General features: G+C 73.9%; 12 protein-coding genes and 1 tRNA gene. 11 read left to right on the top strand and 2 right to left on the bottom strand.

What is annotated here, in order from left to right; translation table 11 throughout:
• The first annotated feature begins 143 nt into the window (after window positions 1-143).
• The 11 genes from SJY07_RS02670 to SJY07_RS02620 all read left to right on the top strand — a co-directional run bounded on the left by SJY07_RS02670 (window position 144) and on the right by SJY07_RS02620 (window position 13639).
• Window positions 144-4484 (top strand): FtsK/SpoIIIE domain-containing protein, encoded by a 4341-nt coding sequence (locus SJY07_RS02670; RefSeq protein ID WP_380156854.1) that lies wholly within the window; start codon window positions 144-146, stop codon window positions 4482-4484.
• Between the two features lie 4 nt (window positions 4485-4488).
• Entirely contained in the window at window positions 4489-5445 is a 957-nt protein-coding gene (locus SJY07_RS02665; RefSeq protein ID WP_380156852.1) for a segregation and condensation protein A, read from the top strand.
• On the top strand, window positions 5442-6188 hold the full coding sequence (gene scpB, locus SJY07_RS02660; protein ID WP_380156850.1) for an SMC-Scp complex subunit ScpB: 747 nt from the start codon (window positions 5442-5444) through the stop codon (window positions 6186-6188). Before SJY07_RS02665 ends, scpB begins: the two co-directional genes overlap by 4 nt.
• Complete coding sequence (locus SJY07_RS02655; RefSeq protein WP_328295776.1) at window positions 6185-7177, top strand: pseudouridine synthase; 993 nt, start codon at window positions 6185-6187, stop codon at window positions 7175-7177. Before scpB ends, SJY07_RS02655 begins: the two co-directional genes overlap by 4 nt.
• Before the next feature lie 35 nt (window positions 7178-7212).
• Window positions 7213-7575: a chorismate mutase gene (gene aroH / locus SJY07_RS02650; RefSeq protein WP_328295777.1), complete on the top strand. Its 363-nt coding sequence runs from the start codon at window positions 7213-7215 to the stop codon at window positions 7573-7575.
• A gap of 19 nt (window positions 7576-7594) precedes the next feature.
• A complete protein-coding gene (locus SJY07_RS02645; RefSeq protein ID WP_380156848.1) occupies window positions 7595-8707 on the top strand; it encodes a prephenate dehydrogenase in 1113 nt (370 codons plus the stop codon).
• Between the two features lie 136 nt (window positions 8708-8843).
• Window positions 8844-9578, top strand: coding sequence for a (d)CMP kinase (cmk, locus tag SJY07_RS02640; RefSeq protein ID WP_380156846.1), 735 nt, complete (start codon window positions 8844-8846; stop codon window positions 9576-9578).
• Window positions 9575-10330, top strand: a complete 756-nt coding sequence (locus SJY07_RS02635; protein WP_328295780.1) for a lysophospholipid acyltransferase family protein — start codon at window positions 9575-9577, stop codon at window positions 10328-10330. The genes cmk and SJY07_RS02635 overlap by 4 nt, the downstream gene beginning before the upstream one ends.
• The gene (gene der / locus SJY07_RS02630; protein WP_380156843.1) at window positions 10327-11814 is read left to right on the top strand and encodes a ribosome biogenesis GTPase Der; all 1488 of its coding nucleotides are present in this window, start codon (window positions 10327-10329) and stop codon (window positions 11812-11814) included. The genes SJY07_RS02635 and der overlap by 4 nt, the downstream gene beginning before the upstream one ends.
• A gap of 58 nt (window positions 11815-11872) precedes the next feature.
• Window positions 11873-11949 (top strand) — tRNA-Pro (locus tag SJY07_RS02625).
• A 169-nt stretch (window positions 11950-12118) separates the two neighbouring features.
• Window positions 12119-13639, top strand: a complete 1521-nt coding sequence (locus SJY07_RS02620) for an APC family permease (protein ID WP_380156841.1) — start codon at window positions 12119-12121, stop codon at window positions 13637-13639.
• 12 nt (window positions 13640-13651) lie between these two features.
• Here SJY07_RS02620 and SJY07_RS02615 read toward each other — a convergent pair whose 3' ends face one another.
• Both SJY07_RS02615 and SJY07_RS02610 read right to left on the bottom strand, forming a co-directional pair.
• Complete coding sequence (locus tag SJY07_RS02615) at window positions 13652-14227, bottom strand: TetR/AcrR family transcriptional regulator (protein ID WP_328295795.1); 576 nt, start codon at window positions 14225-14227, stop codon at window positions 13652-13654.
• Between the two features lie 52 nt (window positions 14228-14279).
• Window positions 14280-14615 (bottom strand): YnfA family protein, encoded by a 336-nt coding sequence (locus SJY07_RS02610; RefSeq protein WP_328295796.1) that lies wholly within the window; start codon window positions 14613-14615, stop codon window positions 14280-14282.
• Window positions 14616-14674 lie beyond the last annotated feature (59 nt).

Genomic DNA, 14674 nt, shown 5'->3' with positions numbered 1-14674 from the left:
ACGAGGTCACCCACCCGGGTGCACCCCCCGCTGCCGGGGGGTGACGACCTGCGGACCCGCTGCGCCGCACGGGGGAGGGCCCTCGCACGGCCGGGCGCACCCGGTCACGCTGGAGGACCGCCGAGTTCTCGAGGAGCAGTCCCATGCGTCTGGCCGTCACGGTCGTCGACCCCCGCGAGGGGACCCGTCGTGACGCCGTCGTCGAGGCGGATCCACGCACGCCGCTGGGTGACCTGACCTCCGCCCTGGGGACCCGCGGGGCCCGGCTCTTCCACGACGGCCGGGAACTGCTGCCCGAGACCCTGCTCGAGGACAGCGGCGTCCGTGAGGGCGCCGTCCTCAGCCTGCACGACGCCGGCGGGTGCGTCCCGGCGGAACCCGGCGGGCTCGTCGAACTCCGCGTCGTCGGAGGCCGGGGGGCGGGGGCGGTGCACCGGTTGGGGGTGGGGGAACACCTCGTCGGCCCCACGGGTCCGGTCGTCGTCGCCGGTCGGGCGATCGTCCGCATCGCGGTCGCGCCCACGGGTGCCGTCATGGTCTCGGCGGTCGAGGGCGACCCCCGGTTGGAGGCCGCGGAACTCACCGACCCGCGGTTGTGGGTCGCCGGCGACGTGCTCGACCTCGGTGGCGCGGTGCTCGGGATCGGGGTCCCCGCCGTCCCGGACGCCGTGCTGGAACCCACGGCGACCTCCGCCGACGACGTGGTGGGTCTCGACTACAACCGGCCACCGCGGTTGCTGCCCCCGGACCTCACGACGAGGTTCCGGTTGCCGAACCCACCCGGGGACCCGACCCGTCGTCCCTTCCCGGTGGTCGCCGCCCTCGTGCCGTTGTTCATGAGCGCGGCCATGGTCACCATGAGCCACAACTACCACTACCTCGTGATCGGTCTCCTGAGCCCGGTGGCGGTGGTGGCGAACGCGGTCGTGGACCGGCGCGCCGGACGCACCACCCACCGCGAGGTGCTCGCCCGCTACCGCCGGGAGAAGCTGGCGATCGAACGCGATGCCGCCGAGGCCCTCGTGGCCGAACGACGCGCCCGTCGCGCGACGTCCCCCGACCCGGCGGAGCTCCTGCTCACCGCGATCGGCCCGCGGGCCCGGCTGTGGGAACGTCGTCGCCGCGACGCGGACCACCTCGACGTCCGGCTGGGCCTCGCCGACCTGCCCTCCACCGTGGTCGTCGAGGATCCCGAGGAACTCGAGCACCGCCGGCAGGTCTCCGCCACCGCGCACCGGGTTCCGGTGACCGTCTCGTTGCGGGAGAACCCGGTCATCGGGGTCGCCGGAACGGGTGCCCGCGCCCTCGCCAGCCGGTGGCTGGTGCAGCTGGCCGTGCTGCAGAGTCCCCGCGACGTGTCGTTGCACGTCCTGACGACTCCCGCGGGCCTCGCCGAGTGGGACTGGCTCCGGTGGGTCCCGCACGCGCGTTCCGAGGCGGGCGGCGCGGCGTCGGTCTTCGTCGGCACGAGCACCGAGACCTGGGCCCGGCGCGTCGCGGAACTGGCGACGGTGCTCGAGGACCGTCGCCGGACCCTCGCCGGACTGGCCTCCGGGACCCGGTTGGACGCGCCGGACCTCGTCGTCGTCCTGGACGGGGCCCGCCGGCTGCGGTCGTTGCCGGGGGTCGTCACCCTGCTCACCGAGGGGCCCGCGCTGGGGATCCGCGTCGTCTGCTGCGAGGGCGACCGCCGGTCACTGCCCGAGGAGTGCTCCGCCGTCGTCCAGGAACGCGCCGACGGGACCCTGCGCGTCGAACGGCAACGCCACGCCCCGGTCGGCGGGATCCTCGCCGACGTCCCCGCACCCGGGTGGGCGGGGCGGATCGCCCGGGCGATGGCCCCCGTCCGCGACGCCGGCGACGACGACTCCGGCGCCGGGCTTCCCGACCGGTCCCGGTTGCTCGACGTCCTGGACCTGGAACCCCCGACGCCGCAGGGCGTCGCGGCGCGCTGGCTCCGGCGACCGGCGAGCACCACGGCCGTCGTCGGGGAATCCCTGGACGGGCCGTTCGGCATCGACCTGCGCGCCGACGGCCCGCACGGACTCATCGCCGGCACCACGGGTTCCGGCAAGTCCGAACTGCTGCAGACCATCGTCGCCTCCCTCGCGGTCGCCAACCGGCCGGACGCCATGACCTTCGTCCTCGTCGACTACAAGGGCGGCGCGGCGTTCAAGGACTGCGTCGACCTGCCGCACACCGTCGGGATGGTCACCGACCTCGACACCCACCTCGTGGGACGGGCCCTGACGTCGCTGGGGGCGGAACTCCACCGTCGCGAGCACCTGCTCGCCGAGGTCGGGGCGAAGGACCTCGAGGACCACGACGACCTGCGAGAAGCGCACCCGGACCGGGAGCTGCCCCGCATCCCGCGTCTGCTCATCGTCATCGACGAGTTCGCCTCCCTCGCCCGGGAACTCCCCGACTTCGTCACCGGCCTGGTGAACATCGCCCAGCGCGGCCGGTCGCTGGGGATCCACCTGTTGCTGGCGACCCAACGCCCGACCGGTGTCGTGAGCGCCGAGATCCGCGCCAACACCAACCTGCGCATCGCGCTGCGGGTCACCGACGCGGGGGAGAGTTCCGACGTCCTCGACGCCCCGGACGCCGCGCGGATCGCCAAGGGAACACCGGGCCGGGCCTACGTGAAGCTCGGGCACGGTTCGCTCGTCCCGTTCCAGTCCGGACGCGTCGGCGGACGGCGGCCGGGGGTCTCGCGCGACACGGCGGTTCCCGCGCCGTGGTCGGCACCGTTGCGCCTCGAGGACCTCGGCCGCCCCGTCCCGCGCCGGCCGAAGGGTCCCGCCGCGAAGGACGACGCCGCCGAGACCGACCTGCGCCACCTCGTCGACGCCGTCCGCGGCGCGGCGCGCGAACTGCAGGTCCCGACCCCGCACAGCCCGTGGCTCCCGGCGCTGCCGGAACTCCTCACCGCCGGGGAACTCCCCGCCCCGAACCGACCCCTGGCCGCGAGCTTCGGCGTGGTCGACGTCCCCGAACGCCAACGCCGGGACCCGTTGGCGTTCGACCTCGCCACCGACGGCCACCTCTACGTGGTCGGCGCACCCCGCAGCGGACGCTCGCAGGTCCTGCGGACCCTCGCGGCCCGGCTGGCCGAGCAGGTGCCCACCGCGGACCTGCACCTGTACGGCCTCGACTGCGGGGGCGGCGCGCTGCTGGCCCTGGCCGGTCTCCCGCACACCGGGGCGATCGTCCAGCGCAGCGAGACCGACCGCGCGGTCCGGTTGCTGACCCGGTTGCGCGACGAGGTCCTGCGTCGCCAGGCGGGGCTCGGGGCGCTCGGCGTCGCCGACGTCGGGGAACAACGGGCCGTCTCGCCGGACCCCTGGCCGCACCTGGTCCTGCTGCTGGACCGCTGGGAGGGTTTCCTCGGTGGACTCGCCGAACTCGACGGCCAGGCGCCGCTCGAGCTCGTCACGATGCTGCTGCGCGAAGGAGCAGGCGTCGGGGTCCACCTGGTCGTCGCGGGCGACCGGCAGCTGCTGACCGGGCGCACCGGGACCCTCGTCGAGGACAAGCTGCTGCTGCGCCTCACCGACCGCGCGGACGCGACGATGGCCGGGCTCTCGGCCCGCCAGGTCCCCGAGGACATGGCGCCCGGGCGGCTGCTGCGCGCCGGTGCGGGCGCCGCCTCCGGCCAGGAGGCCCAGGTCGCCGTCCTCGGCGCCGACCCGTCCGGGCCGACCCAGGTCGCCGCGCTGGCCGCGCTGGGCGGCCGGCTCCGGGACCGCGACGGTGCCCTCCCGCGGGGGAGGCGGCCGTTCCGCCTCGACACCCTCCCCGCCCACCTCGACTACCCGCGCGCCCTGGAGCTCACCGAGACCGGCCCCGGGCGGCTCATCGCCCTCGTCGGCGTCGGCGGGGACGACCTCGCCGGACTCGGACCCGACCTGCTCGCGGGGGCGGGCACCGCGATCGTGGCCGGCCCCGCCCGGTCCGGGCGCAGCACCGTCCTGCTCACGATGGCGCGCTCGCTGCTGGACCAGGGCGCGGAGGTCGTCGTCGCCGCGCCCCGGCCCTCCCCGTTGCGGGACCTGGCGGGCCGGCCGGGGGTCCGGGCCGTGCTCACCGGCGACGACCTGACCATCGAGGACCTCGAACCCGTGCTCGGCCCCGGGGCCGGACCCGCTGTCCTGCTCGTCGACGACGCCGAGCTGCTGAAGAACTGCGCCGCCGACTCCTGGCTCGCCGCCCTGGTGGCCCGCGCGGGCCGCGACGCGACGGGCGTCATCGTGGCGGGGGAGACCGCCGAGGTCGGCGCGGGCTTCTCCAACTGGCAGGTCCCGTTGCGCCGCAACCGGTGCGGGGTCCTCATCGCCCCCAGCGACATCATGGCCGGTGACGTCGTGGGGGTGCGGGTCCCGCGCAGCGCGCTCGGAGCCCCGGCCCAGCCGGGCCGGGTCCTGCTGCACACCGGCGACGGCGAGCTGCGCACCGTGGCCGTCCCGCAGTCGGTAGCCTGACCGCGTGCCGGCCAGCCCCTCCCCGACGAGTCCCGGGACCTCCGAGCAGGTCCCCGGTGGCCCCGTCGTCGACGGCCCCGTGGCCGAGCAGGCTCCGTCGGTCGAGACCGGCCGCGGGGGCTTCGCCGTCCACCTCGACAACTTCGACGGACCCTTCGACCTGCTGCTCGGTCTGATCACCAAGCACCAGCTCGACGTCACCGAGGTGGCGATCGCCCGCGTCACCGACGACTTCATCGCCCACCTGCGCGAGGCCTCGAAGCAGGACGAGGGCTTCGACCTCGACGAGGCCAGCGAGTTCCTGCTCATCGCCGCGACCCTGCTCGACCTCAAGGCGGCCCGCCTGCTCCCCGCGGCCGACGTCGAGGACGCCGACGACCTCGCCCTGCTCGAGGCGCGCGACCTCCTCTTCGCCCGCCTGCTGCAGTACCGCGCCTACAAGCAGGTCGCCGCCCTGCTCGCGGAACGCTTCGCCGACGCCTCCCGCCGGGTGCCGCGCGCCGTCGCGATGGAACCGCACTTCGAGAAGCTCCTGCCGGAACTCGTGCTCACCGTCAGCCCGGAGCAGTTCGCGGCGCTCGCCGCTCGCGCCCTCACCCCCAAGCCGATCGCGATGGTCGGGTTGGACCACCTGCACCAGTCCGCCGTGAGCGTCCGCGAGCAGGCGACCCTGATGGTCGACCGCTTGCGGCGCAGGGGAACCGTCACGTTCGCGGAACTCGTCGAGGACGCCGGGGAGGGGGAACTCGGCACGCTGGTCATCGTCGCGCGGTTCCTCGCCGTCCTGGAACTGTTCCGCGAGCGCCGGGTGCGCCTGGACCAGCCCGAGGCCCTGGGTGTGCTGACGGTGCGCTGGGACGCCCAGGCCGAGGCGAACCAGGGTGAGGCGGCGGCCGCGGTGCCCGCGGGGTTGGACGAGTTCGAGGGTGCTCCCGGCACCCCGGGAGGGAACGGTTCGTGACCGGAGAAGTGCTCGACGAGGCGGCGCAGGACGACGGGGGTCGCCGGATCCGCGGTGCGCTCGAGGCCGTCCTCATGGTGGCCGACGAACCGGTGCAGTCGCGCGCGCTGGCCCGCGCGACGGGGGAGAACGCCGACGAGGTCGACCTGCTGCTGCGCGAACTGGCGGGGGAGTACGCCGAGCAGGGGCGTGGGTTCGAGCTGCGCGAGGTCGGCGGTGGGTGGCGGATGTACTCCCGGGCCGAGCACGCCGACGTCGTCGAGGCGTTCCTGCTGGACGGGCAGACCGCCAAGCTGACCCAGGCGGCGCTGGAGACGCTGGCGATCGTCGCCTACCGCCAGCCCGTCAGCCGCGCGCGGGTCTCCGCGGTGCGCGGCGTGAGCGTCGACGGGGTGATGCGGACGTTGCTGACCCGTGGGCTGGTCTGCGAGGCGGGGGTCGAGGTGTCCTCGCAGGCGACGCTCTACCGCACGACGGAGGAGTTCCTGCAGCGGATGGGGCTCGACAGCCTCGAGGACCTGCCGCCGCTGGCGCCTTTCCTGCCGGAGGAGGTGTCGATGGACGACCTCGAGCCGCGGGAGCTCCTGGCCGAGCCGATCCCGCCGCCGATCGCCGAGTCGATCCTCGAGCCGGTTCCGAGCACTCCCGATGTGCGCGACAATGGCGGGTCGGAGCCCGAGGCTCCCGCGGCCGGGCCGGAACCGGAATCGGCCGAACCCCAGCAGCAGGAGGACACACCATGAGCCCGAAGGCGCCCCGCAGCAGCGGTGGCCGAGGGCAGGGCCGCCCCCAGAGGTCGGACCGCCCCAGCACCGGAGGTCGTCCCTCCGGCAAGAGCGGCGGCCGGCCCCAGCAGGGCGGGCCGAAGGGGACCGGCGGGAAGGCCGCACCCGGCGCCCGCCGCGGTTCCGCGAAGCGGATGACGGACAACGTCAAGCCGGCGCCGCAGCCGCCGCGTCGTGGTCCGGGCCCGGTCAGGGCCCACCCCGGCACGGACGTCCACGACCCCGAGGGCGTGCGTCTGCAGAAGGTCCTCGCCCAGGCCGGGGCCGGGTCCCGTCGCGCCTGCGAGGAGATGATCACCGCGGGCCGCGTCACCGTCGACGGTGAGGTCGTCACCGAGCTCGGGGTCCGCATCGACCCGACGCGCCAGGTCGTGCACGTGGACGGCATGCGCTTCTCCATCGACGACGAGCTCGTCTACATCATGGTGAACAAGCCCAAGGGCGTCGTCTCCACCATGTACGACGAGGACGGCCGGCTGAACCTGGCCGACATGGTCGGTCCGCGCGAGGAACGGCTGTTCCACGTCGGCCGCCTCGACCTCGAGACCGAGGGCCTGATCCTGCTGACCAACGACGGGGCGCTGACCCACCGGTTGCAGCACCCCTCGTTCGGGGTGCAGAAGACCTACCTCGCCGAGGTCCGCGGTCCCGTCAAGCGTGACCTCGGGCGCAACCTGCGCGCCGGGATCGAGCTCGACGACGGCCCGGTGCAGGTCGACTCGTTCAAGCTGGTCGACTCCAAGCCGGGCTACGCCCTGGTCGAGGTGATCCTGCACGAGGGTCGCAAGCACATCGTGCGTCGTCTGCTGGAGGCCGAGGGCTACCCCGTCCTGAAGCTGGTGCGCGTGCAGATGGGCCCGATCGTCCTGGGTGACCTCAAGCCGGGCAAGAACCGCCGCCTGACCCGCGGTGAGGTCCAGCAGCTCATGGCGGTCGCGGGGCTGTGAGCGCTGCGCAGTCCGGGACGGATACCCTGCCGCGCGTGTCGGTTCGGGCGGTTCGTGGTGCGGTGCAGGTGGACGTCGACGAGCGCGGGGAGGTGCTGTCGCGGACGAGGGACCTCGTCCAGGAGGTCGTCCAGGCCAACGACCTGACCCTCGACGACTTCATCAGCGTGATCTTCACCTCCACCGCCGACCTGGTCTCGGAGTTCCCCGCCGTCGCGGCGCGGGAGCTCGGGATGGGTGACGTGCCGCTGATGTGCGCGCGCGAGCTCGAGATCGCCGGGTCCATGCCCCGGGTGATCCGCCTGATGGCCCACGTCGAGACCACACGGGCCCGCAGCGAGATGAAGCACGTCTACCTCAACGGTGCGCAGGCCCTGCGGCGCGACATCGCGCAGTGACCGGCCCGGTGGTCCCGACGTGACGCTCGACGCGGCCGCACCGGCCCGCACCCGGGGGACGGTGCGCGTGGTCGGCACCGGCCTGCTGGGCACGTCGGCCGCCCTCGCGCTGACCCTGCGCGGGGTGGACGTGGTCCTCGTCGACCCCTCGCCGACGGCGGTCGCGCTGGCCCGTGACCTGGGTGCCGGTCGCTTCCCCGCGGCGGGCGACGATCCGGCCCTGGTGCTCGTGGCCGCACCGCCCGACGTCGTCGCGGAGGTCGTCGCGGCCGAGCTCGCGGCGTTCCCGCGAGCCGTCGTCACCGACGTCGCCAGCGTCAAGGGCGGACCCCTGGCCAGCCTCACCGCCGCGGGTGCGGACCTGCGTCGCTACGTCGGCAGCCACCCGATGGCGGGGCGGGAACGCTCCGGTGCGGTGTCCGCGCGGACGGACCTGTTCGCCGGTCGGCCCTGGGTGATCGCCGCGACCGGGGTCACCGACCCCGTCGCGGTGCGAGCCGTCCGCGACCTCGCGATGGACTGCGGCGGGGTGCCCGTGACGATGGCCGCGGCCGAGCACGACGCGGCCGTGGCCGTCGTCTCGCACGCCCCGCAGGTCGCCGCGAGTCTCGTCGCCGCCCGCCTGCGCGAGGCCTCCGAGACCGCCGTCGGGCTCGCCGGTCAGGGGTTGCGCGACGTCACCCGGATCGCCGGCAGCGACCCCACGTTGTGGGCGCAGATCCTGGCCGGCAACGCCGCCCCCGTGGCCGACGTGCTCGAGGAGCTGCGCCGCGACCTCGACGACGTCGTCGGCGCGTTGCGGGCGCTCGCCCTCGATCCGACGGCTCCCGGCGCCCGCGGTCGCCTGGCCCGGGTGATCGCCGACGGGGGGTCCGGGCGCGACCGGATCCCGGGCAAGCACGGCAGTGCGCCGACGGCCTACACCACCGTCGTCGTGGTCGTCCCCGACCGGCCGGGGGCGTTGGGACGGTTGCTGACGGAGGTCGGCGAGGCGGGCGTGAACCTCGAGGACCTGCGGCTGGAGCACTCCGAGGGGCAGGCCGTGGCGCTGGCCTCCATCGACGTCCTCCCCGCGTCCGCCGACCCGCTCACCGAGGCCCTGCGGGCGCGCGGGTGGACGGTTCCCCGCTGAGCCCGGCCACGGCTCCGGGCCGGCCGGTGACGATTCACGGCGGGGTGCCCGCGTCGACTAACCTCGACCGGTGTCCTCCTCGTCCGCTGCCAGTGGCCCCGTCGCGTCCGCAACCGTCCCCGACGAGGTGTCCGTGGTGAGCAGTTCCCTCGTCGTGGCCGTCGACGGCCCCTCCGGCAGCGGCAAGTCCAGCGTGAGCCGGGCCGCGGCCCGTGCGCTCGGCGTGGCGTTCCTGGACACCGGGGCGATGTACCGCGCGGTGACCTGGGCGGCGATGCGGGACGGGATCGACCTGGGCGACGCGGTCGCCGTCGCCACGCACGTGCGCAGCGTCGCCCTCTCGATGGGCACGGACCCCGCGGCGCCCACGGTCGCCGTCGTCGGCGCGGACGGAGCCGAGACCGACCTCACCGAGGCCGTGCGCTCCGCCGAGGTCACCGGCAACGTCAGCGCGGTCGCCTCGGTACCCGACGTCCGCCACGACCTGGTCCTGCGTCAGCGCGCGCTCATCGAGTCCGCCTGCGTCGCACCGCTCGCCGGTCGCAACGCGGGGGTCGTGGCCGAGGGCCGCGACATCACCACGGTCGTCGCCCCCGACGCGGACGTGCGGATCCTGCTGACCGCGGACGAGAGCGTGCGCCTGGCCCGCCGTGCGCAGCAGGACCTCGGTGCGGCCGACGAGGCCGCCGTCGCGGCGACCCGCCACGCCGTCGTCGAACGGGACCGCGTGGACTCCCGCACGACGGCCTTCACCTCCGCCGCCGACGGGGTCGTGACGCTCGACTCCACCCACCTCGACTTCGAGGGCACCGTCGCCGCCGTGCTCGAGGTCGTCGCGCGGGCCACCACGCCCTCCGGGGAGCGGCCGTGAACAAGGCTCCCGTGGGCGGTTCCCACCCCGACGCGCCGAGGCCCTGGACCCGGGCCGTCGGCACGCTCTTCGCCAGGGGCCTCTGGAACTCCAGGGTCATCGGTGCGGAGAACGTCCCGACGACCGGTCCGGTGCTCTTCGCCGCCAACCACGCCTCGATCATGGACGGCCCGTTGCTGTACGGCGTCACGCCGCGGGCCGCGCACTTCCTCGTGAAGAAGGAGATGTTCGAGGGCTCCGCGCTCAACCGCTTCGTCGGCTGGTCGCTCCTGCAGGCCGGGCAGATCCCGATCGACCGGACCCGCGGCGACCGCGACGCGCTGCAGTCCGTGCTCGCCGTCCTCGCCGCGGGCGGCGCGGCCGGGGTGTTCCCCGAGGGCACCCGCGGTCGCGGTGACGCCGCGAGCGTGCGCAGCGGCATCGCGTGGATCGCGTTGCAGTCCGGCGCCCCCGTCGTGCCCGTCGCCTGCCTCGGTGCGCACCGGGCCGGCGAGAAACCCCGCTCGGTACCCCCGCTGCGCCGCAAGCTCAGCTTCTGCTTCGGCGAACCCTTCACCGTGGTGAAGGACCCCGGCGTACCAGGGCGTGTCGCCCTGGCCGACGCCGTCGAGCAGGTCCGGGTCAAGCTGTCCAGCCACGTGCTGGACTCCTTGCAGCGCACCGGTATCCACCTACCCGAAGACCAGGACGGTGTCGACGAGCTGGGGCTCGGCGAGATGGCGTCCGACGACGTGCCAGGAGGCACCCGGTGAGCACCACCCCCGAGAACCCCGAAACTCCCGACCAGACCCAGGTTCCCGACGAGAACGTCGAACGCGCCCTGCGCGTCGGCCTCGACGACTACGACCTCTCGCCCGAGGACGTCGCCCTGCTGGAGTCCGACGGCTCCGACGAGGGTGACGACGCCCCCACGGGCCCGCTGCCGGTGCTGGCCGTCGTCGGCCGGCCCAACGTCGGGAAGTCGACGCTGGTGAACCGCATCATCGGCCGCCGCGAGGCGGTCGTCGAGGACGTGCCCGGCGTCACCCGTGACCGCGTCGCCTACCCGGCGAACTGGGCCGGCCGCGACTTCACCCTCGTCGACACCGGCGGCTGGGAGGCCAAGGCCGAGGGCCTCAACCTCGCCGTCGCCGACCAGGCGGAACTCGCGATCGAACTCGCCGACGCGGTGATGTTCGTCGTCGACGGGACCGTCGGCGCGACGGCCAGCGACGAGCAGGTCGTCCGCCTGCTGCGCAAGTCCGGTCGTCCCGTGACCCTCATCGCCAACAAGGTCGACGGTCCCCGCCAGGAGGCCGACGCGACCGAGCTCTGGGGCCTCGGCCTCGGTGAGCCGCACCCCGTCTCGGCGCTGCACGGGCGCGGTACGGGCGACGCCCTCGACGCCGCGGTGAAGACGCTGCCTGCGGTCTCCGCGGTCGGTGGCGGCTACCAGCTGGAGGGCGGCCCGCGGCGCGTCGCGCTGCTCGGGCGTCCCAACGTCGGCAAGTCCTCGATGCTCAACAAGCTCGCCGGGTCCGACCGGGTGGTCGTGCACCCCACGGCCGGCACCACCCGCGACCCCGTCGACGAGCTCATCGAGCTCGGTGGACGCACCTGGCGCTTCGTCGACACCGCCGGCATCCGTCGTCGCGTGCACCTGACCAAGGGCGCCGACTTCTACGCCTCGCTGCGCACCCAGACCGCGCTGGAGAAGGCCGAGGTCGCCGTCGTCCTCGTCGACGCCAGCGAGCCGCTGGCCGAGCAGGACATCCGGGTCATCTCCACCGTCGTGGAGTCCGGGCGGGCCCTCGTCGTCGCCTACAACAAGTGGGACCTGACCGACGAGGAGCGCCGGCACTACCTCGAGCGCGAGATCGAGAAGGAACTCGTCCAGATCCCGTGGGCGCCCCGCGTGAACGTGTCGGCCTTCACCGGCCGGCACATGGAGCGTCTCGTCCCCGCGATCGACATCGCGCTGGACTCGTGGGAGATGCGCATCCCCACCGGGCGCCTCAACGCGTTCCTCGGCTCGATCGTCGCCGCCCACCCGCACCCGGTGCGGGGCGGCAAGCAGCCGCGCATCCTCTTCGGGACCCAGGCCTCGACCAAGCCGCCGCGCTTCGTCATCTTCGCCAGCGGCTTCCTCGAGGCCGGGTACCGCCGGTTCATCGAGCGTCGTCTGCGTGAGGAGTTCGGCTTCGAGGGCACGCCGATCGAGGTCAGCGTCCGCGTGCGGGAGAAGCGCAAACGATGAGGTAGGGTTCTACCCGGCCCGCAAACAACGGGGCCGGGTGGTCGCTCCTCGGAGCGATCGGGCTGTGGCGCAGCTTGGTAGCGCACTTGACTGGGGGTCAAGGGGTCGCAGGTTCAAATCCTGTCAGCCCGACCAGCGGAAACGCAGGTCAGAGCGGGTGTTCGTCTTCGGACGGGCACCCGCTTCGTCGTTCCCGGGGTCTCCCTCCGGGCAGCGGCCGGCCACGGGGCGAACGGGTGGGTCCGAAACCTGCCGGAAACACGCTTGGGCCACACTGCGCTCCACCCTCGAGCATCGGAGCACAGTGACCCACGAACGACGCGGCGGCCCGGACCTGCCGGACCCGCTGGACTCGGTGCACGGCGTCCAGAAGAGCCGCCTGGTGAAGACGTTGCGACGCGGCGACATCGTCCTCTTCATCGTCGCCGCCGTCATCAGCGCGGACAGCATCGCCGTCCTGGCCGCCGGCGGACCCGAGGGTCTGGTGTGGTCGGCGTTCATCGGCATCGCCTTCCTCGTCCCGTCGGCCTTCGTCTTCGCCGAGACCTCTTCGACCTACCCGGAGGAGGGCGGCCCGTACCAGTGGGTGCGCCGGGCCTTCGGCCGGACCTGGGCCTCGATCGCGGTGATGCTCTACTGGATCACCAACCCGATCTGGCTCGGGGGTTCGCTGGCCTTCATCGCCGGGTCGGTGTGGGCGGAGTACGTCACCCCGACCTCGGCCCTCGGTGACTTCGTCGTGAAGCTCGCCTTCGTCTGGGTCGCGATCCTGCTGGCCATCGTCAGCCTCAAGCGCGGCAAGCTCCTCATCAACGCCGGCGCCTACGCGAAGCTCTTCGTCCTGCTGAGCCTGACCGTCACGGCCCTCGTCCACGTCGCGCAGGTGGGTTCGGCCGGGATCGACTGGTCGAGCGCGCGCCCCACGGCCGCCGGGTTCCTCCTCATCGTGCCCGTCGCCCTCTTCGCCTTCGTCGGCTTCGAGGCGCCGAGCGCGGCCTCCGAGGAGATGCACGACGCGCAGAAGGACACCCCCGTCGCCATCGCCCGCGGTGCGGGCATCACGCTCATCGCCTACCTCGCCCCGGTACTGGCGATCATCCTGGTCACCCCGGCCGATCGCACGGCCGACTCCGGGGTCATGCAGGCCATCGAGGAGAGCTACGCGGTCTTCGGGCCTGCCTCGGGGGTCCTGCTGACCGTCACGGGGCTGGCCTTCGTCTACGCGCTGCTGACCCAGGGCAGCGCCTGGATGATCGCCACCGACCGGATGCAGGCCGTGGCCGCCGGCGACGGCGCCTTCTTCACGACCAGGCTGGGCGAGTTCTCCCGACGCCTCGGCACCCCGGTCCGGATGAACCTGCTCTCCGGCTGCGTCGGGACGGTCTTCCTCGCCGCGGCCACGCTCCTGGTCCACGGGACGGCCGCCGCGGTGTTCGGGGTGGTCCTCACCCAGGCGGTCTCGACCCTGCTCATCAGCTACGTCGTCATCCTGCCCGCGATGATGTGGTTGCGGCACAAGCACGACGTCCCGCGTCCCTACCAGGTCCCCGGCGGCCTCAGGGGCTACACCGTCCTGCTGACGATCATGTACGCCTTCGTCCTCCTCGGCTCCGTCGCGGCGATCGTCCCGGGCGTCCTGGAGGGCTGGCTGGGGCTCGACTACGACTTCCTCGACGAGTGGGGGGTCAGCCGGGGCAGCTTCGAGGTGTTCACCGTGGGCACCCTCGTCGTCGTGATCGCCGCGGCGCTCGTGGGCCGGGCCGTCGGCGGCGCCCGCGACGAACTCGCCGTGCCCCTTGCGGAACCGGAAGCGTCCCGACGCTAGGGGCCGGGCGCCTCAGTCGGGGTGGTCGGGGCTCAGCGGCCACCACGGCGGCACGAGCAGGGCGAAGTCGTCGAGGAACGCCTCCGGGTCGCGGGGGGCCTCGCCCGCGAGCCACACCGAGACCGCACCGACCGTGCCGTCGGCCACGAAGCGGGCCACGAGCTCCGGGTCGGCGACGGGGGAGCGGACCGCCCCGCGCTCGACGAGGAGGCGGATGGAGGCGCGGAAGTGCTCGCTCAACAGCGAGCGCAACGAGGCGTCCGCGGCGCTCGCGAGGCTGCGCAGGTAGACGTCGCGGTGGCTCTCGAGGTGGTGCAGCACCGCGAGCGTGGTGTCGCGGACGGCGACGTCCCACGCGCGCTCGTGCGCCCCGCCCAGGAAGCGTTCGCGGGCCTCGTCCAGCTCCCCGCGCAGCACCGCGCGGAGCAGGCCGGAAGGGGAGTCGCTGTGCTCGTAGAACGTGGACCGGTGCACCCCCGCGGCGCGGGCGATCTCCGCGACGGACAGGGTCTCCGGGTTCTTGACCGCGGCCAGTTCGAGCACCGCGGCCGAGAGTCGCTCGAAACTGCGCCGAGCTCGAGCGTCCACCGTCCGACCCTACCGTTCGACGTGCGCGACGGGTGTCGGCGTCCGGGCGCCGCTACGACGGGCGGGGGGCGTACACGATCAGGCCCACGCCGACGAGGCAGACCAGTGCCCCGGCGACGTCGAAGCGGTCCGGGCGGTACCCGTCGACGAGCGCGCCCCAGAGCAGCGAGCCGGCCACGAACACCCCGCCGTAGGCGGCGAGGACGCGTCCGAACTGCGCGTTCGGCTGCAACGTCGCGGCGAACCCGTAGAGACCGAGGGCGATGACCCCCGCGCCGATCCAGGCGATCCCGCGGTGCTCGCGCACGCCCTGCCAGACCAGCCACGCCCCGCCGATCTCCAGCAGGGCGGCGAGCACGAACAGGGAGATCGAGCGCAGGGCGTCCACGGGGCGGAACCTACCCGCGAACGCACGACGGGACCGCTCCGGTGAGCGGTCCCGTCGCG

The sequence above is a fragment of the Kineococcus sp. R86509 genome (assembly GCF_042466365.1).
GTDB lineage: Bacteria > Actinomycetota > Actinomycetes > Actinomycetales > Kineococcaceae > Kineococcus.
This window is presented reverse-complemented; position numbering and strand designations above follow the sequence as displayed.